22 protein-coding genes are annotated in these 25,686 nt (G+C 45.3%); 15 read left to right on the top strand and 7 right to left on the bottom strand.

Going from position 1 to position 25,686, the window contains the following annotated elements; translation table 11 throughout:
• The 9 genes from tuf to rpoC all read left to right on the top strand — a co-directional run.
• Positions 1–885 (top strand): elongation factor Tu (gene tuf / locus CWO13_RS20915; RefSeq protein WP_108083446.1); only part of this gene is annotated, 885 nt, incomplete at its 5' end.
• A gap of 223 nt (positions 886–1,108) precedes the next feature.
• A complete protein-coding gene (secE, locus tag CWO13_RS20910) occupies positions 1,109–1,486 on the top strand; it encodes a preprotein translocase subunit SecE (protein ID WP_010435558.1) in 378 nt (125 codons plus the stop codon).
• Positions 1,487–1,499: 13 nt separating this feature from the next.
• Positions 1,500–2,048: a transcription termination/antitermination protein NusG gene (gene nusG, locus CWO13_RS20905; RefSeq protein WP_010435556.1), complete on the top strand. Its 549-nt coding sequence runs from the start codon at positions 1,500–1,502 to the stop codon at positions 2,046–2,048.
• 213 nt (positions 2,049–2,261) lie between these two features.
• Positions 2,262–2,690, top strand: coding sequence for a 50S ribosomal protein L11 (gene rplK, locus CWO13_RS20900; protein ID WP_010435555.1), 429 nt, complete (start codon positions 2,262–2,264; stop codon positions 2,688–2,690).
• 4 nt (positions 2,691–2,694) lie between these two features.
• Positions 2,695–3,399, top strand: coding sequence for a 50S ribosomal protein L1 (gene rplA / locus CWO13_RS20895; RefSeq protein ID WP_048659214.1), 705 nt, complete (start codon positions 2,695–2,697; stop codon positions 3,397–3,399).
• Positions 3,400–3,649: 250 nt separating this feature from the next.
• Entirely contained in the window at positions 3,650–4,144 is a 495-nt protein-coding gene (rplJ, locus tag CWO13_RS20890) for a 50S ribosomal protein L10 (RefSeq protein ID WP_010435550.1), read from the top strand.
• Between the two features lie 57 nt (positions 4,145–4,201).
• Entirely contained in the window at positions 4,202–4,570 is a 369-nt protein-coding gene (gene rplL, locus CWO13_RS20885) for a 50S ribosomal protein L7/L12 (RefSeq protein WP_017631516.1), read from the top strand.
• A 235-nt stretch (positions 4,571–4,805) separates the two neighbouring features.
• On the top strand, positions 4,806–8,834 hold the full coding sequence (gene rpoB, locus CWO13_RS20880; RefSeq protein ID WP_017060526.1) for a DNA-directed RNA polymerase subunit beta: 4,029 nt from the start codon (positions 4,806–4,808) through the stop codon (positions 8,832–8,834).
• Between the two features lie 92 nt (positions 8,835–8,926).
• On the top strand, positions 8,927–13,129 hold the full coding sequence (gene rpoC, locus CWO13_RS20875; RefSeq protein WP_017060527.1) for a DNA-directed RNA polymerase subunit beta': 4,203 nt from the start codon (positions 8,927–8,929) through the stop codon (positions 13,127–13,129).
• Positions 13,130–13,496: 367 nt separating this feature from the next.
• On the opposite strand, the gene CWO13_RS20870 is transcribed toward rpoC, so the two are convergent.
• The gene (locus CWO13_RS20870; RefSeq protein WP_048605474.1) at positions 13,497–13,994 is read right to left on the bottom strand and encodes an Rsd/AlgQ family anti-sigma factor; all 498 of its coding nucleotides are present in this window, start codon (positions 13,992–13,994) and stop codon (positions 13,497–13,499) included.
• A gap of 165 nt (positions 13,995–14,159) precedes the next feature.
• Here CWO13_RS20870 and nudC point away from each other — a divergent pair, with 165 nt between their 5' ends.
• On the top strand, positions 14,160–14,969 hold the full coding sequence (gene nudC, locus CWO13_RS20865; RefSeq protein WP_102433248.1) for an NAD(+) diphosphatase: 810 nt from the start codon (positions 14,160–14,162) through the stop codon (positions 14,967–14,969).
• Positions 14,970–15,268: 299 nt separating this feature from the next.
• Positions 15,269–16,336, top strand: coding sequence for a uroporphyrinogen decarboxylase (hemE, locus tag CWO13_RS20860; RefSeq protein WP_017060530.1), 1,068 nt, complete (start codon positions 15,269–15,271; stop codon positions 16,334–16,336).
• Between the two features lie 103 nt (positions 16,337–16,439).
• Here the strand turns inward: hemE and CWO13_RS20855 are convergent, their stop codons facing one another.
• Together CWO13_RS20855 and CWO13_RS20850 are read right to left on the bottom strand one after the other, a co-directional pair.
• Complete coding sequence (locus tag CWO13_RS20855) at positions 16,440–17,033, bottom strand: uracil-DNA glycosylase family protein (protein ID WP_108083445.1); 594 nt, start codon at positions 17,031–17,033, stop codon at positions 16,440–16,442.
• Complete coding sequence (locus CWO13_RS20850; RefSeq protein ID WP_055319891.1) at positions 17,033–17,959, bottom strand: D-2-hydroxyacid dehydrogenase; 927 nt, start codon at positions 17,957–17,959, stop codon at positions 17,033–17,035. Before CWO13_RS20850 ends, CWO13_RS20855 begins: the two co-directional genes overlap by 1 nt.
• 71 nt (positions 17,960–18,030) lie before the next feature.
• Between CWO13_RS20850 and CWO13_RS20845 the strand changes: the two genes are divergently transcribed.
• Positions 18,031–18,618: a YjaG family protein gene (locus tag CWO13_RS20845; RefSeq protein WP_017062699.1), complete on the top strand. Its 588-nt coding sequence runs from the start codon at positions 18,031–18,033 to the stop codon at positions 18,616–18,618.
• Between the two features lie 80 nt (positions 18,619–18,698).
• On the opposite strand, the gene CWO13_RS20840 is transcribed toward CWO13_RS20845, so the two are convergent.
• Complete coding sequence (locus CWO13_RS20840) at positions 18,699–19,880, bottom strand: CNNM domain-containing protein (RefSeq protein WP_102433245.1); 1,182 nt, start codon at positions 19,878–19,880, stop codon at positions 18,699–18,701.
• Between the two features lie 270 nt (positions 19,881–20,150).
• Here CWO13_RS20840 and hupA point away from each other — a divergent pair, with 270 nt between their 5' ends.
• Complete coding sequence (gene hupA, locus CWO13_RS20835; RefSeq protein WP_004729753.1) at positions 20,151–20,423, top strand: nucleoid-associated protein HU-alpha; 273 nt, start codon at positions 20,151–20,153, stop codon at positions 20,421–20,423.
• 47 nt (positions 20,424–20,470) lie between these two features.
• On the top strand, positions 20,471–21,169 hold the full coding sequence (locus CWO13_RS20830) for a DUF1481 domain-containing protein (protein ID WP_048659209.1): 699 nt from the start codon (positions 20,471–20,473) through the stop codon (positions 21,167–21,169).
• 182 nt (positions 21,170–21,351) lie between these two features.
• Here the strand turns inward: CWO13_RS20830 and purD are convergent, their stop codons facing one another.
• Both purD and purH read right to left on the bottom strand, forming a co-directional pair.
• Positions 21,352–22,641 (bottom strand): phosphoribosylamine--glycine ligase, encoded by a 1,290-nt coding sequence (gene purD, locus CWO13_RS20825; protein ID WP_048612396.1) that lies wholly within the window; start codon positions 22,639–22,641, stop codon positions 21,352–21,354.
• A gap of 282 nt (positions 22,642–22,923) precedes the next feature.
• The gene (gene purH / locus CWO13_RS20820; RefSeq protein ID WP_102433244.1) at positions 22,924–24,534 is read right to left on the bottom strand and encodes a bifunctional phosphoribosylaminoimidazolecarboxamide formyltransferase/IMP cyclohydrolase; all 1,611 of its coding nucleotides are present in this window, start codon (positions 24,532–24,534) and stop codon (positions 22,924–22,926) included.
• Between the two features lie 325 nt (positions 24,535–24,859).
• Here purH and zntR point away from each other — a divergent pair, with 325 nt between their 5' ends.
• On the top strand, positions 24,860–25,300 hold the full coding sequence (gene zntR / locus CWO13_RS20815) for a Zn(2+)-responsive transcriptional regulator (protein ID WP_048659207.1): 441 nt from the start codon (positions 24,860–24,862) through the stop codon (positions 25,298–25,300).
• Positions 25,301–25,389: 89 nt separating this feature from the next.
• Here the strand turns inward: zntR and fis are convergent, their stop codons facing one another.
• On the bottom strand, positions 25,390–25,686 hold the full coding sequence (gene fis / locus CWO13_RS20810) for a DNA-binding transcriptional regulator Fis (protein ID WP_004729744.1): 297 nt from the start codon (positions 25,684–25,686) through the stop codon (positions 25,390–25,392).

Raw genomic sequence — 25,686 nt, 5'->3', positions numbered from 1 at the left:
GGCGGTATCCTAGTTGTTGCTGCGACTGACGGCCCTATGCCTCAAACTCGTGAGCACATCCTACTTGGTCGTCAAGTTGGTATCCCTTACATCATCGTATTCATGAACAAATGTGACATGGTTGATGACGAAGAGCTACTTGAGCTAGTTGAGATGGAAGTTCGTGAACTTCTTTCTGAATACGACTTCCCAGGTGATGACCTACCAGTTATCCAAGGTTCTGCACTTGGCGCACTAAACGGCGAGAAGCAGTGGGAAGACAAGATCGTTGAGCTTGCAGAAGCACTAGATTCTTACATTCCTGAGCCAGAGCGTGCAGTTGACCAACCGTTCCTACTACCAATTGAAGATGTATTCTCAATCCAAGGTCGTGGTACTGTTGTAACTGGTCGTATCGAGCGCGGTATCCTACGTGTAGGTGACGAAGTAGAAATCGTTGGTATCAAAGAGACTACTCTTACTACTTGTACTGGTGTTGAAATGTTCCGTAAACTGCTTGACGAAGGTCGTGCAGGTGAGAACGTTGGTGCACTTCTACGTGGTACTAAGCGTGATGACGTTGAACGTGGTCAAGTACTTTCTGCGAAAGGTTCTATCAACCCACACACTAAGTTTGAGTCTGAAGTATACGTACTTTCTAAAGACGAAGGCGGCCGTCACACTCCTTTCTTCAAAGGTTACCGTCCACAGTTCTACTTCCGTACAACTGACGTAACAGGCGACATCACTCTACCAGAAGGCGTAGAAATGGTAATGCCAGGTGACAACGTTCAAATGACTGTTGAGCTAATCGCTCCAATCGCAATGGACGAAGGTCTACGTTTCGCAATCCGCGAAGGTGGCCGTACAGTTGGTGCTGGTGTTGTAGCTAAAATCTTTGCATAAGATTTGACGAACCACTAGTAAAAAGGGCATCATTTGATGCCCTTTTTCTGCGCTAAAAAAAGAGTTGGATGTTTTGACATCGATTTTTGCTCTTAGCAAAGAATTAAACGGTCTTTTTGACTAAAATGACTGTTAGATGTGTTGTTTTGCAACGCAAAGGAATGTGCCCTGCAACAGCGGGGTTATTGTCGTCTATATTTAAGACTTATCACAGGTTGGTTTTATGAAAGCAAACGCTGAAACTCCTGATAGCTCAGGTGCAGCAGATACAATGAAGTGGATTGTCGCTTTTGTTCTGTTGGCTGCTGCTGTTGTGGGTAATTACCTGTATGGTGAATTGTCTGTTGTAATTCGCGCTGCAGGTGTAGTTGTGCTGATTGCTGCCGCACTAGGCGTTGCAGCAACAACAACTAAAGGTAAAGCTGCGATCGATTTTGCAAAAGAATCTCGTATGGAGATTCGTAAAGTTGTTTGGCCTACTCGCCAAGAAACTATGCAAACTACATTGATCGTTTTAGCTGTATGTATTGTTATGTCTCTAGTGCTTTGGGGAATTGACGGCATTATGGTCCGTCTAGTTTCTCTAGCAACTGGGGTGTAGAGGGTTCTGATTCATGAGTGAAGCTCCAAAAAAACGTTGGTATGTAGTTCAAGCCTTTTCTGGCTTTGAAGGTCGTGTTGCACAGTCGCTACGCGAGCATATTAAAATGCACAACATGGAAGAACTATTTGGCGATGTGCTAGTACCTACTGAAGAAGTAGTGGAAATGCGTGCTGGCCAACGTCGTAAAAGTGAACGTAAATTCTTCCCTGGCTACGTATTAGTTCAAATGATCATGAATGATGAATCATGGCACTTAGTACGCAGCATTCCGCGTGTTATGGGCTTCATTGGTGGTACCTCTGATCGTCCTGCACCAATCACTGATAAAGAAGCTGATGCTATCTTGAACCGTCTAGAGAAAGCGAGCGAGTCTCCACGTCCTAAGACAATGTTCGAAGCGGGTGAAGTGGTTCGTGTGAACGATGGTCCATTTGCTGACTTCAACGGTACTGTTGAAGAAGTAGATTACGAGAAAAGCCGCATTAAGGTATCTGTATCGATCTTTGGTCGTGCAACACCAGTTGAGCTTGAATTTGGTCAGGTTGAAAAACTGGACTAAAACTCTGACATTTGAGCAAGCTGTGGATAAATGCTTCATAAGTTGTTCAAAATAAAAGAGTATAAAAAATCACCTTTTTAGGGTTGTTAAAGGCGCGAATTATGATTATAATTTCGCGCCTTTTTGCTTCTGCGGAAGTAAAAAAGAGTTAATTGAATTTATGGGGAGCTCGCCTTACGGCTAGCGCATGTACCCAAAATATTAGGAAATATCATGGCTAAGAAAGTTGAAGCTTATATCAAACTGCAAGTTGCAGCTGGTATGGCAAACCCAAGTCCACCGGTTGGTCCTGCTCTAGGTCAACACGGCGTGAACATCATGGAATTCTGTAAAGCGTTCAACGCAAAAACAGAATCTGTTGAGAAAGGTCTACCTACTCCAGTAGTTATTACTGTTTACAACGACCGTTCTTTCACGTTCGTAACTAAGACTCCACCTGCTGCTGTTCTTCTTAAGAAAGCTGCTGGCGTTAAGTCTGGTTCAGGTCGTCCAAACACTGAGAAAGTTGGTACTGTAACTGACGCTCAAGTACAGGAAATCGCAGAAACTAAAGCTGCTGATATGACTGGTGCTGACATCGAAGCAATGAAGCGTTCTATTGCTGGTACTGCTCGTTCAATGGGCCTAGTGGTAGAGGGATAAGATCATGGCTAAACTTACTAAGCGTATGCGCGTAATCCGCGACAAAGTTGACGCGACTAAAGAATACGAAATCAACGAAGCTGTTGCTCTTCTTAAAGAACTAGCGACTGCTAAATTCGTTGAGTCTGTAGATGTTGCTGTTAACCTAGGCATCGATGCTCGTAAATCTGACCAAAACGTTCGTGGCGCAACTGTGCTACCTCACGGTACTGGCCGTGACATCCGCGTTGCTGTGTTCACTCAAGGTGCAAACGCAGAAGCAGCTAAAGCAGCTGGCGCAGATATCGTTGGTATGGAAGATCTTGCTGAGCAAGTGAAAAAAGGCGAAATGAACTTCGACGTTGTTGTTGCTTCTCCAGATGCAATGCGTGTTGTTGGTCAACTAGGTACAATCCTAGGTCCACGCGGCCTTATGCCAAACCCTAAAGTTGGTACTGTAACTCCTAACGTTGCTGAAGCGGTTAAGAACGCTAAAGCTGGTCAGGTTCGTTACCGTAACGACAAGAACGGCATCATCCACACTACTATCGGTAAAGCATCTTTCGAAGCTAACCAGCTTCAAGAGAACCTAGAAGCTCTTCTAGTTGCTCTTAAGAAAGCTAAGCCTTCTTCAGCTAAGGGTACTTACCTGAAGAAAGTAAGCATCTCTACTACGATGGGTGCTGGTGTTGCTGTTGATCAAGCTAGTCTTGACACTCAAGCAAACTAATTTGCTTAGGCGCAGATTTAGTGTATACTTCTGCGCCTAATATTTGTGGTTGGGTGGTTTTAAAGCAATTTGAAATCATCTATCCCAAGACCGTAGGCGCTGTCGATTTTCATTAGATTATTGATAGCTTAATAAAACCTACGTAGGCGATGTTGTGGTTTGAAGTGAATTTATTCATTTTTAAATAACATCGTAAACGCTCATTACATTTTGTATTGAGTGCTGTAATCACAACCAGAGGTTAATCCAAATGGCTTTAAATCTTCAAGACAAAAAAGCAATTGTTGCTGAAGTCAACGAAGCTGCCAGTGGTGCACTTTCTGCAGTTGTAGCTGATTCTCGTGGCGTTGAAGTTGGCGCAATGACTTCTCTACGTAAACAAGCTCGCGAAGCGGGTGTTTACATGAAAGTTGTTCGTAACACACTAGCACGCCGTGCGGTTCAGGGTACAGACTACGAGTGTCTAGTAGACACTTTCACTGGTCCAACTCTGATCGCATTCTCTAATGAGCACCCAGGTGCTGCAGCGCGTCTTTTCAAAGACTTCGCTAAAGAGAATAAAGATTTCGAGATCAAAGCTGCTGCATTTGAAGGCGCAGTTACTGATGCTGAAGTACTAGCGACACTACCAACTTACGACGAAGCTATCGCACGCCTAATGATGTGCATGAAAGAAGCTTCTGCTGGCAAGCTGGTTCGTACTATCGCTGCTGTTCGCGACCAAAAAGAAGAAGCTGCGGCATAAGCCTTGCTTTTCACTGGTTGCTATTTAAACTTATTGTTGACTTAAAAGAGAATTGTTATGTCTATTACTAACGAGCAAATCCTAGACGCAGTTGCAGAAATGTCTGTAATGCAAGTTGTTGAGCTTATCGAAGCTATGGAAGAGAAATTCGGCGTTACTGCAGCTGCTGCTGTTGTAGCTGGCGGCGCAGCTGGCGGCGACGCTGCTGCTGAGCAAACTGAATTCGACGTTATCCTAACTGCTGCTGGCGCTAACAAAGTACAAGTTATCAAAGCTGTACGTGGCGCAACTGGCCTAGGTCTTAAAGAAGCTAAAGGTCTTGTAGACTCAGCTCCTGCAGCGCTTAAAGAAGGCGTTGACAAAGCTGAAGCTGAAGCTCTTAAAGCACAGCTAGAAGAAGCTGGCGCTTCTGTTGAAATCAAGTAATTATTACTTAATTTCATAGCCGCAAGGCTAATGGCTGGTGGTTTATTAACCACCGGCCTTTTTGCGCTGTAGGGCTATGACGAAATTTCCGCTGTTTAACCGTCATAATCCGAGCAAAAAAACAGTCATTTTTTCGAAATGATTGTTCACTACCACTAAACAGCTGTTTGTCACCACCCCCTCTGAAGAGTGTTTTGGGTGGTTTGGGTCACTTATCAGCGAGCTGAGGAACCCCATGGTTTACTCTTATACCGAGAAAAAGCGCATCCGTAAGGATTTTGGTACTCGTCCACAAGTTTTGGACATTCCATACCTGTTATCGATCCAGCTTGATTCTTTCGACAAATTCATCGAACAGGATCCAGAAGGTCAATACGGTCTTGAAGCTGCTTTCCGTTCTGTATTTCCAATTCAGAGCTACAACGGCAATTCTGAGCTGCAATACGTTAGCTACCGTCTTGGTGAGCCAGTTTTTGACGTTAAAGAATGTCAAATCCGCGGTGTTACTTACTCAAAGCCACTACGCGTAAAACTACGTCTAGTTATCTTTGATCGAGATGCACCAGCAGGTACTGTAAAAGACATTAAAGAACAAGAAGTCTACATGGGCGAAATTCCGCTTATGACAGACAATGGTACTTTCGTAATTAATGGTACCGAGAGGGTTATCGTATCCCAGCTGCACCGAAGCCCAGGCGTGTTCTTCGACAGTGATAAGGGTAAGACCCACTCATCAGGTAAAGTTCTTTATAACGCACGTGTAATTCCTTATCGTGGCTCATGGTTAGACTTTGAGTTCGATCCTAAGGATAACTTATTCGTACGTATCGACCGTCGTCGTAAGCTACCAGCATCGATTATTCTTCGTGCACTTGGTAAATCGACTGAAGAGATCCTTGATCTATTCTTCGACAAAGTGAACTTCGAAGTTAAAGACCAAACTCTTCTTATGGAGTTGGTTCCTGATCGTCTACGTGGTGAAACTGCGTCATTCGACATCGAAGCAAACGGCAAAACTTACGTTGAGACTGGTCGTCGTGTTACTGCTCGCCATATCCGTCAACTTGAGAAAGATGGCGTTGAGCACATCGAAGTACCAGTAGAGTACATCGTTGGTAAAGTTGCATCTAAAGATTACATCAATGAAGCAACTGGTGAGATCATCGTTGGCGCGAACCAAGAGATTAGCCTAGAAGCACTTGCTAACCTGTCTCAAGCAGGCCACAAGGCTCTACAAACTCTGTTCACGAATGACCTAGATCACGGTCCATTCATGTCAGACACTCTACGTGCAGATAGCACAGTAGATCGCATCTCTGCATTGGTAGAAATCTACCGCATGATGCGTCCTGGCGAGCCACCAACGAAAGAAGCTGCAGAGTCTCTATTCGAAAGCCTATTCTTCTCTGAAGAACGTTACGACCTATCAACTGTAGGTCGTATGAAGTTCAACAGCTCTATCGAGCGTGAAGAAGAAGAAGAGCGCGGTACTCTGGATGAATCAGACATCATCGAAGTGATGAAGAAACTGATTGGTATCCGTAACGGTATTGGTGAAGTGGACGATATCGACCACCTTGGCAACCGTCGTATCCGTTCTGTAGGTGAAATGGCAGAAAACCAATTCCGTGTTGGTCTAGTTCGTGTAGAACGTGCCGTTAAAGAACGCCTAAGCCTTGGTGACCTTGATGCAATCATGCCTCAAGATCTTATCAACGCTAAGCCGATCTCTGCTGCAGTTAAAGAATTCTTTGGCTCTTCACAGCTTTCACAGTTCATGGACCAAAACAACCCATTGTCAGAAGTTACGCACAAACGTCGTATCTCTGCTTTAGGTCCTGGTGGTCTTACTCGTGAGCGCGCAGGCTTCGAAGTACGTGACGTTCACGTAACTCACTACGGTCGTCTATGTCCGATCGAAACGCCTGAAGGTCCAAACATCGGTCTAATTAACTCGCTATCTGCGTTTGCACGTTGTAACGATTACGGTTTCCTAGAAACTCCGTACCGTCGTGTAGTTGATGGTGTAGTAACAGAAGAAGTTGATTACCTGTCTGCAATCCAGGAAGGTCAATTCGTAATCGCGCAAGCAAACACCATTCTTACTGAAGAAGGTACGTTTGCAGATGAGCTAATCACAGCTCGTCAAAAAGGTGAATCTGGTCTTCACCCACGCGATCACGTTGACTACATGGACGTTGCGACAAACCAGGTTGTATCTATCGCTGCTTCGCTTATCCCGTTCCTAGAACACGATGATGCGAACCGTGCATTGATGGGTGCCAACATGCAACGTCAAGCTGTACCAACACTTAAGGCTGATAAGCCTCTAGTAGGTACGGGTATCGAACGTAACATCGCAGTTGACTCTGGTGTTACAGCGGTTGCTAAACGTGGTGGTCAAGTTCAGTCTGTAGACGCTTCTCGTATCGTAGTTAAGGTTAACGAAGATGAATTGGTACCTGGCGAAGCTGGTATCGATATCTACAACCTAACTAAGTACACGCGTTCGAACCAAAACACATGTATTAACCAACGTCCAACTGTACTTCCAGGTGAACCAGTTGCACGCGGTGATGTTCTTGCTGATGGTCCTTCAACAGACCTTGGTGAACTTGCTCTTGGCCAAAACATGCGTATCGCATTCATGCCTTGGAACGGTTACAACTTCGAAGACTCGATCTTAGTATCTGAGCGCGTAGTTCAAGAAGACCGTTTCACGACAATCCACATCCAAGAACTATCTTGTGTGGCTCGTGATACTAAGCTGGGTTCTGAAGAGATCACAGCTGATATTCCAAACGTAGGTGAGTCTGCTCTGTCTAAACTAGACGAGTCAGGTATCGTTTACATTGGTGCTGAAGTTAAGGGTGGCGACATCCTAGTTGGTAAAGTAACCCCTAAAGGTGAAACTCAACTGACTCCTGAAGAGAAGCTACTACGTGCTATCTTCGGTGAGAAAGCATCTGATGTTAAAGATACTTCTCTACGTGTACCAAACTCTGTTTCGGGTACTATCATCGATGTACAAGTCTTCACTCGCGATGGCGTAGAGAAAGACAAGCGTGCACTTGAAATCGAACAGATGCAGCTTAAAGAAGCTAAGAAAGACCTAACTGAAGAGTTCCAAATTCTTGAGGGTGGCCTTCTTAACCGTGTTAAAGCTGTACTTCTGTCTGGTGGTTACTCTGAAGCTAAGCTTGATACTATCGGTCGTAAGCAATGGCTAGAGCAAGTTCTAGAAGACGATGCGCTACAAACACAGCTTGAGCAACTTGCTGAGCAGTGGGATGAGCTAAAAGCAGACTTCGATAAGAAGTTTGAAACTAAGCGTCGTAAAATCACTCAAGGTGATGATCTAGCGCCTGGCGTTCTTAAGATTGTTAAAGTTTACCTAGCGGTTAAACGTCGTATCCAGCCTGGTGATAAGATGGCCGGTCGTCACGGTAACAAAGGTGTAATCTCTAAGATTAACCCTGTTGAAGACATGCCATACGATGAGAAAGGTCAGCCTGTAGACATCGTACTTAACCCGCTGGGTGTACCATCGCGTATGAACATCGGTCAGATCCTAGAAGTTCACTTAGGTTTGGCTGCGAAAGGTATCGGTGACAAGATCAACCAAATGGTTAAGGAACAACAAGAACTGCATAAGTTCCGTGAGTTCCTACAGAAGGTTTACGATCTTGGTGATACTCGTCAGAAAGTTGATATTGCTGAACTGTCTGATGATCAAGTTCGTACACTGATCAAGAACCTACGTGGCGGTCTACCGATTGCTACTCCTGTGTTCGACGGTGCTTCTGAATCTCTAATCAAAGAACTACTTAAACTGGGTGATCTGCCAGAATCTGGTCAGCTTAAACTGTTTGATGGTCGTACTGGTGATTCGTTTGAGCGTCCTGTAACTGTTGGTTACATGTACATGCTGAAACTGAACCACTTGGTTGATGACAAGATGCACGCTCGTTCAACTGGTTCTTACAGCCTAGTAACTCAGCAACCACTTGGTGGTAAAGCTCAGTTCGGTGGTCAGCGTTTCGGTGAGATGGAAGTATGGGCACTAGAAGCATACGGTGCTGCATATACTCTACAAGAAATGCTAACAGTTAAGTCGGATGACGTTAACGGCCGTACTAAGATGTATAAGAACATCGTAGACGGTAACCATAGCATGGAACCTGGTATGCCTGAGTCGTTCAACGTACTGTTGAAAGAGATTCGCTCGCTAGGTATCAACATCGAGCTAGAAGACGAAGAGTAATCCCTCCTCTTTTTTAAAAGAAGATAGGATTATTTGGTAAAAGGGAGCTTGCTACAGCAGTGAGCTCCTTTAACTCCTTACAGGAGCTGAATGTGAAAGACTTATTAAACTTTCTAAAAGCACAGCATAAGACCGAAGAATTTGATGCAATCAAAATCGGTCTATCTTCACCAGACATGATCCGTTCATGGTCTTTTGGTGAAGTTAAAAAGCCGGAAACAATTAACTATCGTACGTTCAAACCTGAACGTGATGGTCTGTTCTGTGCACGTATTTTTGGTCCAGTTAAAGACTACGAATGTCTTTGTGGCAAATACAAGCGCCTGAAGCACCGTGGTGTTATCTGTGAGAAGTGTGGCGTTGAAGTTACACAAACTAAAGTTCGTCGTGACCGCATGGGCCACATCGAGCTAGCTTCACCAGTTGCTCACATCTGGTTCCTAAAATCACTACCGTCTCGTATCGGTCTACTAATGGATATCCCTCTACGTGATATCGAACGTGTTCTTTACTTCGAGATGTACGTAGTAACTGAACCAGGTATGACTGATCTAGAAAAATCTCAGATGCTTACTGAAGAAGAGTATCTGGATCGTCTAGAAGAGTGGGGTGACGAATTCACTGCTAAGATGGGTGCTGAAGCGATCAAAGATCTGCTTGCAACAATGGACCTTCATCAAGAAGTGGAAGAAATGCGCGAAGAGTTAGAAACAACTAACTCAGAAACTAAGCGTAAAAAAGTTACTAAGCGCCTGAAGCTAGTTGAAGCGTTCATTGCATCGGGTAACGATCCGCAATGGATGATTCTGACTGTACTTCCGGTTCTGCCGCCAGATCTACGTCCTCTAGTACCACTAGATGGCGGTCGTTTTGCGACTTCAGATCTGAACGACCTTTACCGTCGTGTGATCAACCGTAACAACCGTTTGAAGCGTCTTCTAGAGCTAGCTGCTCCGGACATCATCGTACGTAACGAAAAACGTATGCTGCAAGAGTCTGTTGATGCACTTCTAGATAACGGTCGTCGTGGTCGTGCTATCACTGGTTCGAACAAGCGTCCTCTGAAATCTCTTGCTGATATGATCAAGGGTAAACAGGGTCGTTTCCGTCAGAACCTTCTAGGTAAACGTGTAGACTACTCTGGCCGTTCTGTAATCACAGTAGGTCCATACCTTCGTCTACATCAGTGTGGTCTTCCTAAGAAGATGGCACTTGAGCTATTTAAGCCGTTCATCTACAGCAAGCTAGAAACTCGTGGCATGGCTACGACAATCAAAGCTGCTAAGAAGATGGTAGAGCGCGAAGAAGCTATCGTTTGGGATATCCTAGACGAAGTAATCCGCGAACACCCAGTACTGCTTAACCGTGCACCTACACTTCACCGTCTAGGTATCCAAGCGTTTGAACCAGTACTAATCGAAGGTAAAGCGATTCAGCTTCACCCACTAGTGTGTGCGGCATACAACGCCGACTTCGATGGTGACCAAATGGCGGTACACGTGCCTCTAACTCTAGAAGCACAGCTTGAAGCACGTACACTGATGATGTCGACGAATAACATTCTGTCGCCAGCGTCAGGTGATCCGATCATCGTACCTTCTCAGGACGTTGTATTGGGTCTTTACTACATGACACGTGACAAGATCAACGTGAAAGGCGAAGGTATGTACCTTGCTGGCCCTGCTGAGGCTGAAAAGGCATACCGTACTAAGACTGCTGAGCTACACGCTCGCGTTAAAGTACGTATCACCGAGACTGTAGTAGACGAAGATGGTAACAGCACTACTGAAACGAAGATGGTTGATACAACTGTCGGCCGTGCAATGCTATGGCAAATCGTTCCAGCTGGCCTACCGTACAGCATCGTTAACCAAAAGTTAGGTAAGAAGCAGATCTCTACTCTTCTTAACGAGTGTTACCGTAAGCTTGGTCTAAAAGATACAGTAGTATTTGCTGACCAAATCATGTACGCAGGTTTTGCATACGCTGCACTTTCTGGTGTTTCTGTAGGTATCGACGATATGGTTGTACCTCAAGCGAAATACGATGAAATTGAATCTGCTGAAGAAGAAGTTCGCGAAATCCAAGAGCAATTCCAATCTGGTCTTGTTACTGCGGGTGAGCGTTACAACAAAGTTATCGATATCTGGGCATCTACGAATGACCGCGTTGCGAAAGCAATGATGGATAACCTATCTTCTGAAACAGTTATCAACCGTGACGGCGAAGAAGAACAGCAAGAATCGTTCAACAGCATCTACATGATGGCCGACTCGGGCGCACGTGGTTCTGCAGCTCAGATTCGTCAGCTAGCAGGTATGCGTGGTCTGATGGCGCGTCCAGATGGTTCAATCATCGAAACGCCGATCACCGCGAACTTTAAAGAAGGTCTAAACGTCCTTCAGTACTTTATCTCAACGCACGGTGCTCGTAAGGGTCTTGCGGATACAGCACTGAAAACAGCAAACTCGGGTTACCTAACTCGTCGTCTAGTAGACGTTGCTCAAGACGTTGTAGTACACGAACATGACTGTGGCACGCATGAAGGTATCGACATGATGCCTCACATCGAAGGTGGTGACGTTAAAGTTGCACTTTCTGAGCTTGCTCTAGGTCGTGTAGTAGCTGAAGACGTTCTTAAGCCTGGTACTGAAGATGTACTGATTCCACGTAATACTCTGATTGATGAGAAGTGGTGTCAAATCATGGAAGACAACTCAGTAGATAGCATGAAAGTGCGCTCTGTTGTTACCTGTGATGCAGACTTCGGTTGTTGTGCACAGTGTTACGGTCGTGACCTAGCACGTGGTCACCTAGTGAACCAAGGTGAAGCAGTTGGTGTTATCGCTGCACAATCTATCGGTGAACCGGGTACACAGCTAACGATGCGTACGTTCCACATCGGTGGTGCGGCATCTACTGCAGCAGCAGAGAACAGCATCCAAGCTAAGACAACTGGTACTGTGAAACTTCACAATGCTAAGTTCGTAGTTAACAAAGATAAGAAACTGGTTATCACTTCTCGTGCATCTGAGATGACGATTATTGATGAATTCGGCCGTACTAAAGAGAAGCACAAACTTCCTTACGGTTCGATGCTAACCAAAGGCGACAACGCAGCAGTTACTGCTGGTGAAGTTGTAGCTAACTGGGAAGCGCATACCATGCCAATCATCACTGAAGTGGCAGGTCGTATCCAATTCGTAGATATGATCGATGGTATTACAGTTTCTCGTCAAACTGACGATCTAACGGGTCTTTCTTCAAGTGAAGTTACAGACGCAGCAGCTCGCCCAGCAGCAGGTAAAGATATGCGTCCAGCTATCAAACTTGTTGATGAGCAAGGTAACGACGTAATGATCCCTGGTACTGATATGCCAGCTCACTACTTCCTACCTGGCAAAGCGATTGTAAACATTGAAGATGGCGCTGAAGTTGGCATTGGTGACACACTATCTCGTATCCCTCAAAAATCGAGCGGAAACAAAGATATCACCGGTGGTCTACCACGCGTAGCTGACCTATTCGAAGCTCGTAAGCCTAAAGAGCCTGCGATCCTTGCTGAGCACACAGGTACTGTGTCTTTCGGTAAAGAAACGAAAGGTAAGCGTCGTCTAGTAATCACTCGTGAAGGCGGTGACGCTTACGAAGAGATGATTCCTAAGCATCGTCAATTGAACGTGTTCGAAGGTGAGAAGATTGAACGTGGTGATGTAATCGCCGACGGTCCTGAAACTCCACACGATATCCTGCGTCTACGTGGTATCCACGCAGTAACTCAGTACATCGCGAACGAAGTTCAAGAAGTTTACCGCTTACAAGGCGTAAAGATTAACGATAAGCACATCGAGACTATCGTTCGTCAAATGCTACGTAAGTGTACAATCACTCATTCTGGTGACTCTCCGTTCCTACCTGGCGAACAAGTTGAGTACCACAATGTTAAGATTGCTAACCGTAAGCTAGAAGCTGAAGGTAAAGAACTAGTACGTTTCGAACGTGATCTACTAGGTATTACTAAAGCATCTCTTGCAACTGAGTCATTCATCTCAGCTGCATCGTTCCAAGAAACGACTCGCGTACTAACAGAAGCTGCGGTTTCTGGTAAGCGTGATGACCTTCGCGGTCTGAAAGAGAACGTAATTGTTGGTCGTCTGATCCCAGCTGGTACTGGTTTCGCATACCACCAAGAGCGTCAAAAGCAACGTGAAGAAGAGCAAGAAGGTCCTTCAGCTGAACAAGCTACTGACAACCTAGCAGCACTTCTAAACGCTGGTTTCTCTTCAGAAGAGTAAGCTCTACGAGTAGTCTCTAAGAGATAAGAAAAAGGCACCTTTGGGTGCCTTTTTTGTATCTGGCGTATTGGTGTTTAACGAGGGCCTATAGATTAGAATCTGATAGGTTTGCTTGATTGCTTGATTGCTTGATTGCTTGATTGCTTGGCTGGTGGACTTAGTCACGAGTACTTTTTCGAAGGTAGTTTTGAGTGTTTGCAGGAAGAGCGTGAGGGTGAAACTGGTGACAAGTGTTAAGTCTGGTTATCGCAAAACATCAGAGTAGGGACGAACCAATAACCTCTGGTAGAAGAGTTGGATGTTTTAGGTAACGCTACAGACAAAACAAAAAGCTTGCACAGAGGCAAGCTTAGAAGATGTTAAGCCATTACGCTCCTGGTGGGACCGCTAGGCTGTCGGCAATTTGTTGTATCAGTTGGTCTTCAACCGCAAATCTCGCCTCAAGAATCTCACCAACGAGTGATAGCTCACTATCAAAGCTTTCTAATGTATCGGTCGCTTCAATGGCAGCGTATTTATCGGTGAAGTTGAGCAGTGGATCTGTGGTAAGAACGATATGACCATAAGATTGGTTGATTTCGTCTGTTGCTTTGAAGCCAGTAGACTGCCATTTATCCATCACCATGTCATAGATTTTGAAATGACCTTCAGAGATGTAATCAACAAGGTGTTGGCTGAATTTTTGGAGCTCTTCTGGAGAAGGCAGTTCGGTGATTGCAGTTGCTTTCGACGATGAAGGCTGCAGAGCGGCAAGCTTACAATACTCAACGATTAGAGACTGTCGAGTTTCGAGCCAATGATCGATGACCTCATTAGAGCCACCCCATTGTTCTTGTATTTGTTTGAATTTATTTAGCATGACCATGTCCTCATGATCTGATCACAACCTTGTGATCAAGTAATTGCCTAAGCAGGGTCCGTTTTATTGGTAGCTACTAAAAGTAATAGCTTGAAATATTCTCTGCTACAACTCTAGTATGAAATTAGATTGCCAGTAAAATGAACGAACTGCAAGCAATGAGGCATAGGGATGTTAAAAAAAAGTGATAAAAAAATGACAGAGCAAGCTTATTGGTGCGTCGTTTCTGGTAGTGATATTTGGGTTAATAATGATCAGTTTCCGTTTGGCTCTGCTGAAGAGCTAGGGCTGAGTATTGAGCATGCAATCTGTATTGGTCAACATCAAGGTCGCAAGGTGTATTGGCTCAACGATTGTGATGTGGAGAATAAGTTGAGCATGGTCAGCCTAAGAGAGTTGCTGCACTGGCCTGAAGCGAGTTTCTTGACTGCAAGCAAAGCCATCCAATATGGGCATATGACTCAAAGTATGCGCTTTTGCCCTCAATGTGGCGGCCGTAATCACCTCAATCATAACCAGGTGGCGATGCAGTGTGGAGATTGCCGCACGCTTCATTATCCTCGTATCTTCCCGTGCATCATTGTCGCTGTACGAAACCACAACAAGATATTGCTTGCGCAGCACCCAAGACATAAAACAGGCATGTATACCGTGATAGCGGGCTTCCTAGAGGTCGGAGAAACCTTAGAGCAGTGTGTGGCAAGAGAAGTCAAAGAAGAAACGGGTATCGATGTCGACAACATTCGTTACTTTGGCAGTCAGCCATGGGCGTTTCCATCGAGTATGATGATGGGCTTTCTTGCAGATTATGCTGGTGGTACGCTTAAGCCTGACTATAGCGAGCTATCGGATGCTCAATGGTTTGGCGTAACAGGCCTACCTGATGTTGCTCCTGTTGGAACCATTGCGAGACAGTTGATTGAGAAAACAGTTGATGACGTGATGAAAGATGGTGTGACGGAGCAGATGCTAGAGCACTAATTGGCCTGTGATAGTATTTAGCCTATGGGTAGTCAAAAGCTAAAAAAAACCCTCCACAAGTGGAGGGGGTAAGTAAGATGTCGTTATGAGATGCTGAGTAGTGACTACTCAGATGTTATAATTGTAATTTTCGCTAGCGAACAAATTTTTAACATGCTCCCGTAATTGGGTGCAAATTAAGCATTGATTTAAAAGTTAATAACTTGATCTAGGTTGCAAAGCACACAGCTTTTACCCTTCAATCAGTGTTAGAATACTTGCCATCAAAACTAGACAAGATTGAATTGGAATTTAACGGAATGACCGAATTAAAAAACGATCGCTATTTACGCGCACTTTTAAAACAGCCTGTTGATTACACACCGGTATGGATGATGCGCCAAGCTGGCCGCTATCTTCCTGAGTACAAAGCAACGCGCGCTGAAGCGGGCGATTTCATGTCTTTGTGCAAAAACGCGGAACTGGCATCAGAAGTAACACTTCAACCTTTACGTCGTTTCCCGCTTGATGCGGCAATCTTGTTCTCAGACATCCTAACTATCCCTGATGCAATGGGCTTAGGTTTGTACTTTGAAACAGGTGAAGGTCCTAAGTTTGAGCGTCCTATCACGTGTAAAGCTGACGTAGAGAAGATTGGCTTACCCGATCCAGAAGGTGAGCTTCAATACGTAATGAATGCCGTTCGTCAGATCCGTAAAGACCTGAAAGGCGAAGTGCCGCTGATTGGTTTCTCTGGTAGCCCATGGACTCTAGCGACATACATGGTTGAAGGTGGGAGCTCTAAAGCATTCACTAAGATCAAAAAGATGATGTACGCAGAACCACAAACACTGCACCTGCTTCTAGACAAGCTGGCTGACAGTGTTATCGAATACCTGAACGCGCAAATTAAAGCGGGTGCTCAATCAGTAATGGTATTTGATACATGGGGTGGTGTACTGACTCCTCGTGACTACAACCTATTCTCACTGCAATACATGCACAAAATCGTTGATGGCTTAATCCGTGAAAACGAAGGTCGTCGTGTACCGGTTACTTTGTTCACTAAGAACGGTGGCATGTGGCTTGAGTCTATCGCAGCAACAGGTTGTGATGCGGTTGGTCTAGACTGGACAATCAACATCGCAGATGCAAAAGCTCGCATCGGCGACAAAGTTGCTCTGCAAGGTAACATGGATCCTTCAATGCTTTACGCTCAGCCTGAACGTATTCGCGAAGAAGTGGGCAGCATCCTAGAAGGCTTCGGCGACGGTGGTACAGGTCATGTATTTAACCTAGGCCACGGTATCCACTTAGATGTACCGCCAGAGAACGCTGGTGTATTCGTTGACGCTGTTCACGAATTGTCTAAGCCTTACCACAAGTAACTCTGAGTAAGATGACTGAAAGCGCTGTTGGGAAACCAACAGCGCTTTTTTATTGTCTGAAATTGGTATTTGATCGCGGTTTAATCTTGTTGTGTGCAGTTAATTAGGTATTTGGATCATGGTAGGCCAAATGCTCTGAGATGTGTTTCCTGATATAGGGAATGACTTCACTTTCAAACCAAGGGTTCTTCTTTAGCCAGATATTATTGCGTGGCGAAGGGTGAGGTAATGGCAAAAATTCAGGCGCCCAAGCCTGCCAGTTTTTGACTGTTTCTGTCAGCGTTTTGGTGGTTCTTTCCTTTAAATAATAGTTTTGCGCATATTGACCAATCAATAGTGTCATTTGAATGTTGGGCAATGACTGCAGTACCTTTTTGTGCCAGAGCTCTGCGCATTCTTTGCGTGGTGGCAGATCGCCACTCTTTCCTTTTCCCGGATAACAAAACCCCATAGGCACAATCGCGACTTTATGCTCGTCGTAAAAAGTATCGCTGTCTATCCCTAACCAGTCTCTTAATCGTTCGCCACTGGCGTCATTCCAAGGGATCGACGACTCGTGCACCTTGATACCCGGCGCTTGACCTATGATCAGCAAACGCGCATTTGGGTGTGCTTGAATCACTGGGTTGGCACCGTGTGATAGGTGAGGTTCACAAGCTCGGCATTGTCGAATCTCTTTAAGTAACGAAGAGGACATCAGTAACCTTTATCAAAATCGATGACATGATTAAGTGTAAAGCCATCTCGCCATTGTTGGTAATTCTCTGCGAAGATCTCGACCACTTGTCTTGGCTCACTGAGTGCAGCGATGTGCGGAGTGATGGTAACTTGCGGTAGTTTCCAGAAAGGGTGTTCTTGCGAGAGGGGTTCACTTTCAAACACATCTAAAAATGCGTGTTCTACCCATCTGTTTTTTATGGCGAGCAACAAGGCTTTATTGTCGATGCTCTCTCCTCGACCGACATTAAACAGCAACACATTAGAGCAGTAGCCTAACGTGGTTTGGTTCAACAACTGATAGGTTTCAGCAGTTGATGGCAGGGTGTTGACCACAATATCGGCCTGCTTGAGGGCAGCCTCTATCTCATTGATGTGGAACGTCTCTTTAAAGGTTTCTTGTTTGGATGGGATGCCCGTACGGTTGACACCTATGGTATGAATACCAAAAGCGGCCGCGGTTTTTGCTAAATGACTGCCGATTGAACCTGTTCCTAAAATCACCATAGTTTTGTCAGTTAGGCTAGTATAAAGCTGTGGCTGCCAGTTTCGTTGTTGTTGATGCTGGTGGTAATGAGGAAAGTGTCTACAGTGGCTGATTGCGTAACCTAAAACGTACTCCGCGATAGCAGGACCGAAGATACCTTTGACGTTGGTCAGCGTGTAATCCTGACGAAGGTCTGGCTGAGTGAGTTTATTGATGCCAGCGTAGGTACTCTGTACCCAGTCTAGCTCTTTAAACTCGCCAAGGCGCTCGGCTATCAGGGGAGGCGAGGCTAATACAATTTCAGCTAACTCGGGGTTTTGAGTAATTTCTAGGTCGGGTAAATCCTGGTTTAGAATCAGTTGCGTATAGGTATCGTTATGCTCAGTAAGAATATAGAGCTTATTCGTGAAATTGTTCATCGGCTTACCTTTTCCCCCCAGGGTTTATCAAGTACACTTTCGCTGTCTTTTTCTGCAATTATTGAGTGACTATGCTTCAGAATCCACTGCAGGTTCGTCTTGAAAAGTTAGAACCTTGGCAACAAATTACCTTTATGGCGTGTCTATGTGAGCGTATGTACCCTAACTATGCCATGTTTTGTGAGAATACAGAATTTGCGGAAGCTCGAATCTATCGTGATGTTTTGGATAGCATTTGGGAAATCCTGACGGTTAAAACAGCAAAGGTGAACTTTGAGCGTCAACTTGAGAAGGTTGAAGAGCTATTCCCTAGCGGTGATGATTTTGATTTTTATGGTGTTTACCCAGCAATGGACGCATGCCAAGGCCTAGCAACGCTAATTCATGGCCTGCTTGACCGTGAACATATGTTGGAAGCGGTAATTAAAGTGAGTCAACAATCGGTGAAGACGGTTGCTGAGCTTGAGTTTGCTCAAGGCGCTGAAGAAGTGACCAACGAAAACCAGAAAGAAAACGAAGCGGTATGTGAAGAGTGGGACGTTCAGTGGGCCATTTTCCGACCTCTACGTGAAACGACTGAGCGTGACTTAGAGTTGATCAAAGACCTACGCCACGAACTGCGTGAAGACCCAGTCAGTAACATTGGTGTTGCGTTATAATTCGCTATCGCACCAAGGTACGAATAAAAACAAAGGCTCCCTAGGGAGCCTTTATTGTATCTGACGATATCAAATTTAGATTAAGCGTCTTTTTTGTCTTCGTTCTGCGCTTTGTCTTTTGATGCCTTATCTTTTGATGCGTCGTCGTCATCCGCTGATGTTGAATCTGAGGAATCGTTGTCTGCTGGAGTTTCTTCCTCTAGCTCGTCCTCGTCATCGCGGTTTTCGATAACACCGTGTGTCTCTTTCCACTTTTCCCAGCGTTGGAACGCCAGTTCTTGCATGTCAGTCGTCTTATCCGCTTCGTCGACAATCTCTTCACCCACTAGGTGTTCAAAGATATCTTCTAGGGTGATGATGCCCTGAATGGTGCCGTACTCGTCCACAACTAAAGACAGTTGCAGGCGGTTTGCCATCATCTGGTCAAAGGCCTTAGCCAAGCCCATGTTGTTCAGCAACACGTGGATAGGGCGCATTACCTCACCCAGAGCTTTCTCACCACAACCGGCTTGCTGCAATCTAAACAGCTCTAAGCGGTGAACAAAACCGATGATGTTGTCACTCTGCTCGCTGTAAACCAGCGGGCGTGAGAATGGCGTATCTTTATGTTGTTCTAGGAAGGTATTCACACTCATTTCCGCATCAACACGGAATACCACTGGGCGCGGCGTCATTACCTGAGTCACGGGTACATCTTGAATACCCAGTAGGTTGCTCAGGATTTTTGATTCGCCTTCTGCAAACTCGCCGCTCTCTTTTGCCAAAATCGCCATTGCAGATAGTTCATCACGCATTTTGGGTGCTTGGTGGCCACGAGCAAGACGTTTGGTGATCTGTTCTGAGAACCATACAAACGGTGTTAGGAAGAACACCATCCAACGCAGCACACTTGCTGAAGTAGGAGCAAGTTGACGCCAGTAGGTTGCACCAATGGTTTTTGGAACAATCTCAGACAGTACCAAAATACCTAGCGTTAGCACGGCAGAGAAGACACCTAACCATTGGCTACCAAAAACGACAGCCGCTTGTGCACCTGCTGTCGCAGCACCGATAGTATGCGCGATGGTGTTGAGCGTTAAAATTGACGCAAGCGGGCGGTCAATATCTGTTTTCAGTTTGTCTAAAGACTCTGCTGCAGGGTGCCCATTTTGTTTTAGTTGAGCAATGTAGCTCGGACTAATACTCAAAAGTACAGCTTCCAAAACAGAACAAATGAAAGAAACTCCAATAGCAATGGAGACGTAAATAGTTAGCAGCAGCATGTTTGCCCTTAAATTAAATTGTACGCTTTAGCAGCGATTCAGCGTGGATTATAGTGAAAAAGTAGTGGCTAGGTCATCATTAATTTTGCTCTCAGCCCCTTTTAAACAAGGGCTTGCTTAATAAAATCAGTAACAAATTGTGAGTTATTACTCATATTATGGCTAAAACTACGGCATTAGAGCTAAAGATCGACGACAAACCTTTGCCAGATGGGGCATTTATGTTTTAGAGTGAATTGAATTCAAAAATACAAAGAAGGGAAACCTAAAATGAACAAGACTCAATTAATCGACTTTATTGCTGAAAAAGCGGACCTTTCTAAAGCACAAGCTAAAGCTGCTCTAGAAGCGACTCTTGGCGGTGTTACAGATGCTCTTAAAGATGGCGATCAAGTTCAGCTAATTGGTTTTGGTACTTTTAAAGTAAACCACCGTGCAGCTCGCACTGGTCGTAACCCAAAAACTGGTGATGAGATCCAAATCGCTGCTGCAAATGTTCCAGCATTTGTTGCAGGTAAAGCGCTGAAAGATTCAGTGAAATAATCTAAACTGTACCGAGGTAGTCGTATTCCACCTCGGTACAGGTTTTTATGAAAAAAGCATTTCTTCTCGTTTCACTATTATCTACATTTCTTATTGGCTGTTCTTCAACAAGCCCTCGCAAAAACCTAGAGCAATTTGAAACTCACACCGGCGGCCAAGTCATGGGCGACGCGACAAGTTTTTACTGGGTTACAAACAAGCTAACACAACCTCATACTTCAGCTGACTACGTCACTGTAGGCGATTACGGCTGGTACCAAACTGACTATGCTTGGTCAGAAAGTGTGCTTCGTGAATTCATTCGTGAAGGCGAGCAGCGTAACTCTTCTAATAAGCTGGTTCCTTATCGTGTCCATGTGCGTTTCAATAAGTCGGGCGAAGCTGTGTATCAACAGTATCGTATCGACAGCAAAATCTTACCTATCCAAGCTAAGCAGCTTGAAAACTACCAGAAAGAAGCTAAATCGGTTCTAGAGACTACGATGAAGCAGAATGACGAAGGGCTAAGATTGGTTCAGGGTTACTGGGATGGCAGCTCTTTTAAGACGTGCGCTGGTGGTGAATTTGATCGCATTGAATTTAACCAGACTTTACCAAGCTTCGTGATCGACCGATTGGCATCTGTGGAAAGCTATGCGGCGTTTCTTGGCAGTGATTCACTGGGTAAGATGAGCGTGAAAGAGTTACTGATGCTGGCTGAAGACAGCCATGATTGTGTCGTTAGGCCATCATTGTTGAAAGAATAGCTAACAATCAAAGGTTTGAGAGTATTTGGCCTACTGTAGGCCAAGTGCTAATTTGTCTGTACAGGCGCAGATTCCTAGAAAGATTGAGTAATAAAAAAGGCGCCTATCGAGGCGCCTTTTGCTGTTATTCGCTTACTGCTATTTGCTTACTGTTATGGAAAGTAAGCGAGTAACAAAATTGATTACTGCTCTTGCTCGCGCGCAATCGCACGGTAACCAATGTCATTGCGGTGGAACATACCATTCCAGCTAACTTGCTTCGTCAACGCGTAAGCACGCTCTTGAGCTTCAGAAACCGTGTTACCCAGTGCCGTTGCACAAAGTACACGACCACCGTTTGTCACCACGTCGCCAGCTTCGTTATTTGTCGTACCTGCGTGGAAAACCTTTTGGCCTTCAACTTCGCTTGTTGGTAGTGAAATTACGTCACCTTTTGCGTAGTCAGCAGGGTAACCGCCAGCCGCAAGAACAACACCGATAGAAGCGCGTGGATCCCACTTCGATTCTGCTTCGTCTAGTTTCTCGTCGATAGCCATTAGGCAAAGCTCAACAAGGTCTGACTCCATACGCATCATGATAGGTTGCGTTTCTGGATCGCCGAAGCGGCAGTTGTATTCGATAACCTTAGGTGTGCCGTCAGCATCGATCATTAGGCCAGCGTAAAGGAAACCAGTGTAAGGTGCGCCCTCAGCGTCCATACCACGTACCGTTGGGTAGATAACTTCCTCAAGGATACGGTTGTGGATTTCAGGCGTCACAACTGGAGCAGGAGAGTAAGCACCCATACCGCCAGTATTAGGACCAGTGTCTTTGTCGCCAACACGTTTGTGATCTTGGCTGGTGGCCATAGGAAGCACGCTAGAACCGTCAACCATTACGATGAAGCTTGCTTCTTCGCCTTCAAGGAACTCTTCGATAACCACGCGGCTGCCAGCTTCGCCAAATGCGTTGCCCGCTAGCATGTCTTTGATTGCGTCTTCAGCTTCTTCAAGTGTCATCGCAACGATAACGCCTTTACCTGCTGCAAGACCGTCAGCTTTTACTACGATTGGCGCGCCTTGCTCACGTACGTAAGCGATAGCCGGCTCAATCTCAGTGAAGTTCGCGTAGTAACCCGTTGGGATGTCATGACGAGCTAGGAAATCTTTAGTGAATGCTTTCGAACCTTCAAGCTGTGCTGCCGCTTGAGTTGGACCAAAGATAGGCAGACCCACTTCGCGGAATGCGTCAACCACACCAATAACTAATGGCGCTTCAGGGCCAACGATAGTCAGTTCGATTTTTTTCTCTTGAGCAAACGCCACTAAACCAGCGATGTCTTCAACACCGATGTTTACGTTCTCAAGTTTCGGCTCAAGTGCAGTACCTGCGTTACCTGGAGCAATGAATACCGTTTCAACGTTTGGGTTTTGTGCCGCTTTCCAACCTAGTGCATGCTCACGACCGCCGGCACCAATAATCAATACGTTCATGTTTTAAAATCCTTATAGCTGCTTCAGAGCCTTTATTTCTGTGTCAAGCATGCTCACTTATAGTCATAAGCTCCGCGTGTTTTCCTTGAACTAAAGTCACTGACTTGCTCTACGTATTTCAAATATCGGAATATTTAAAAAACAAAATTATAAATTCTGCTCAAAGTAGTTGGTGATGTGGCTAGGCAGCAATTGAGCCCATCCCCGGTCACATAGCCCGCTATGTGACCGGGGTGGACGAAAGCAGCTAACGACGCCACAGTGCCAAATACGAAGAGGAAATTAGTGGCGGAAGTGACGCATGCCAGTAAAGATCATCGCCATGCCGTGTTCGTCTGCTGCTGCGATAACTTCGTCATCACGCATAGAGCCGCCCGGTTGGATAACACATTTGATGCCAGCTTCTGCCGCCGCGTCGATACCGTCACGGAATGGAAAGAACGCGTCAGATGCCATCACACAACCTTCAACCTGTAGACCTTCGTCTGCAGCTTTGATGCCTGCGATTTTCGCAGAGTAAACGCGGCTCATCTGGCCAGCGCCTACACCGATTGTCATATCGCCTTTCGAGTAAACGATAGCGTTAGATTTAACGTACTTCGCTACTTTCCAGCAGAATAGAGCATCTTTTAGTTCTTCAGCTGTAGGTTGGCGCTTAGAAACCACTTTAAGGTCATCTTCAGACACCATGCCTTGGTCGCGGTCTTGAACTAGCAAACCACCGTTAACGCGTTTCACGTCAAAGCCAGTTGTCTTAGTTGTCCACTCGCCACACTCAAGTAGGCGAAGGTTTTTCTTAGCCGCTACGATCTCTACTGCTTCAGCAGAAACTGATGGTGCAATGATAACTTCAACGAATTGACGCTCAGTGATAGCCGTTGCTGTTGCTGCGTCTAGTTCACGGTTGAAAGCGATGATGCCGCCAAATGCAGACGTTGGGTCTGTTTTGAATGCACGGTCGTAAGCTTCTAGGATGTCTTCACCTAGTGCAACACCACATGGGTTAGCGTGCTTAACGATCACACATGCTGGCTGGTCGAACTCTTTCACACACTCAAGTGCTGCGTCGGTGTCAGCGATGTTGTTGTAAGAAAGGGCTTTACCTTGAATTTGGCGAGCAGTAGAAACAGATGCTTCTTCAGGGTTCGCTTCAACATAGAATGCAGCAGCTTGGTGGCTGTTCTCACCGTAGCGCATGTCTTGTTTTTTCTCGAACTGTTGGTTGAACGTGCGAGGGAATTTAGACTCTTCGTCAGCCTTCTTTCCTTCTTCATCAAGTAGAGAGGCACCGTAAGATGGAACCATAGTGCCGAAGTAGTTAGCGATCATGCCGTCGTAAGAAGCGGTGTGCTCGAATGCCGCGATAGCTAGGTCGAAGCGAGTCTCTAGCGTTAGAGATTTCTCGTTCGCGTCCATTTCAGCGACAACGCGCTCGTAGTCGTGTGCGTTAACAACGATAGTGACGTCTTTGTGGTTTTTCGCTGCAGAGCGAACCATTGTTGGACCACCGATGTCGATGTTTTCAACAGCGTCAGCAAGGGTACAACCTTCTTTAGCAACGGTTTCTGCGAATGGGTATAGGTTTACAACAACCATATCGATAGGGTTGATACCGTGAGTTTCCATCACGTCATCATCTTGACCACGACGGCCTAGAACACCACCATGAACTTTTGGGTGCAGAGTCTTAACACGGCCATCCATCATTTCTGGGAAACCAGTGTAGTCAGATACTTCTGTAACAGAGATGCCTTTTTCAGCAAGCAGGCGAGCAGTGCCACCGGTAGATAGGATATCTACACCACGGTTAGCAAGAGCTTGTGCAAATTCAACGATACCAGTTTTGTCTGATACGCTGATTAGAGCGCGGCGAATTGGACGAGCGTTATTCATGCTTCCATCTTCCTCAAATTCATGGGGTTAAAATAAAGATATTTGCCAAAAAAGAACTTGTTTCTATCTTCTTAGCGTGGATTATCTTAGATACCAGTAAGAGATAAAATATTGGCCAGTTTTGGTAAAGACCTTTTGGGTTAGTCTTATGATTAAGCTATAAGATAACCAACTCCAAATTTGATGGCGCAGATTCTAACTAATTTATTACAAAAAAGCTCGCGCAATCGTTTGGCATCTCAAAATTAATTATGAAAAGTGCCATTTCAACCTGAAAAGTAACGATAAGGTTAATTGTGGAATGGACGAAACAGTAGGAAAAAACATGTTTCAGATCGGTGAATTAGCGAAACGATGCGGTGTAACAGCCGATACCTTGCGATTTTATGAGAAGAATAACCTGATCGCGCCAGCCAGTCGCAGTGAGTCGGGTTATCGCTTATATGATGAAAATAACCAAAAGCAGGTGACGTTTATTCTCAAATCTAAAGAGTTAGGGCTGAGTTTAGATGAAATCAAAGAATTGCTTGAGATTCGTCTCGAGGCCACACAGCACAGTTGCGCCGAAGTGAAGTCGATTACCTCAGCAAAACTAGAGATGATTGATGAGAAGATTACCGAGTTAACTAAGATTCGCACCGCACTTAAAAAGATTAATGATGCGTGTTGTGGCCACGTGGACGACGATGCAAGCCATTGTTCTATTCTGGCAGCCTTGGATTCAGCAAACGTCGACAAAGGGCGCTGTTGTCGCACTGGAGAGTAATCAGCTACCTATCACGGTTCGACAAGCCAAAAAAAAGCCAAACTCAAAAATGAGCTTGGCTTTCAATTCAATAAATTACGAAAGAACGATTAGTTCATGCCGTATTTTTTAAGTTTCTTGCGAAGAGTACCGCGGTTAATACCCATCATGGTTGCTGCGCGAGTTTGGTTACCGCGAGTGTACTGCATGATAGTGTCTAGTAGTGGCTGTTCAACTTCAGCTAATACTAATTCGTATAACTCGCTGACTTCTTGACCGTTTAATTGAGCAAGGTAATTTTTCAATGATGCTTTAACTGAGTCACGTAGTGGCTTCTGCGTGATTTGGTCTTGTGATGTAACTGTAGTTACTGTCAATGCTTCTGAAGTCAGATTTTGTTCGAACAT

The organism is Vibrio sp. ZF 223 (genome assembly GCF_003050585.1).
Lineage (GTDB): Bacteria > Pseudomonadota > Gammaproteobacteria > Enterobacterales > Vibrionaceae > Vibrio > Vibrio crassostreae.
This window is presented reverse-complemented; position numbering and strand designations above follow the sequence as displayed.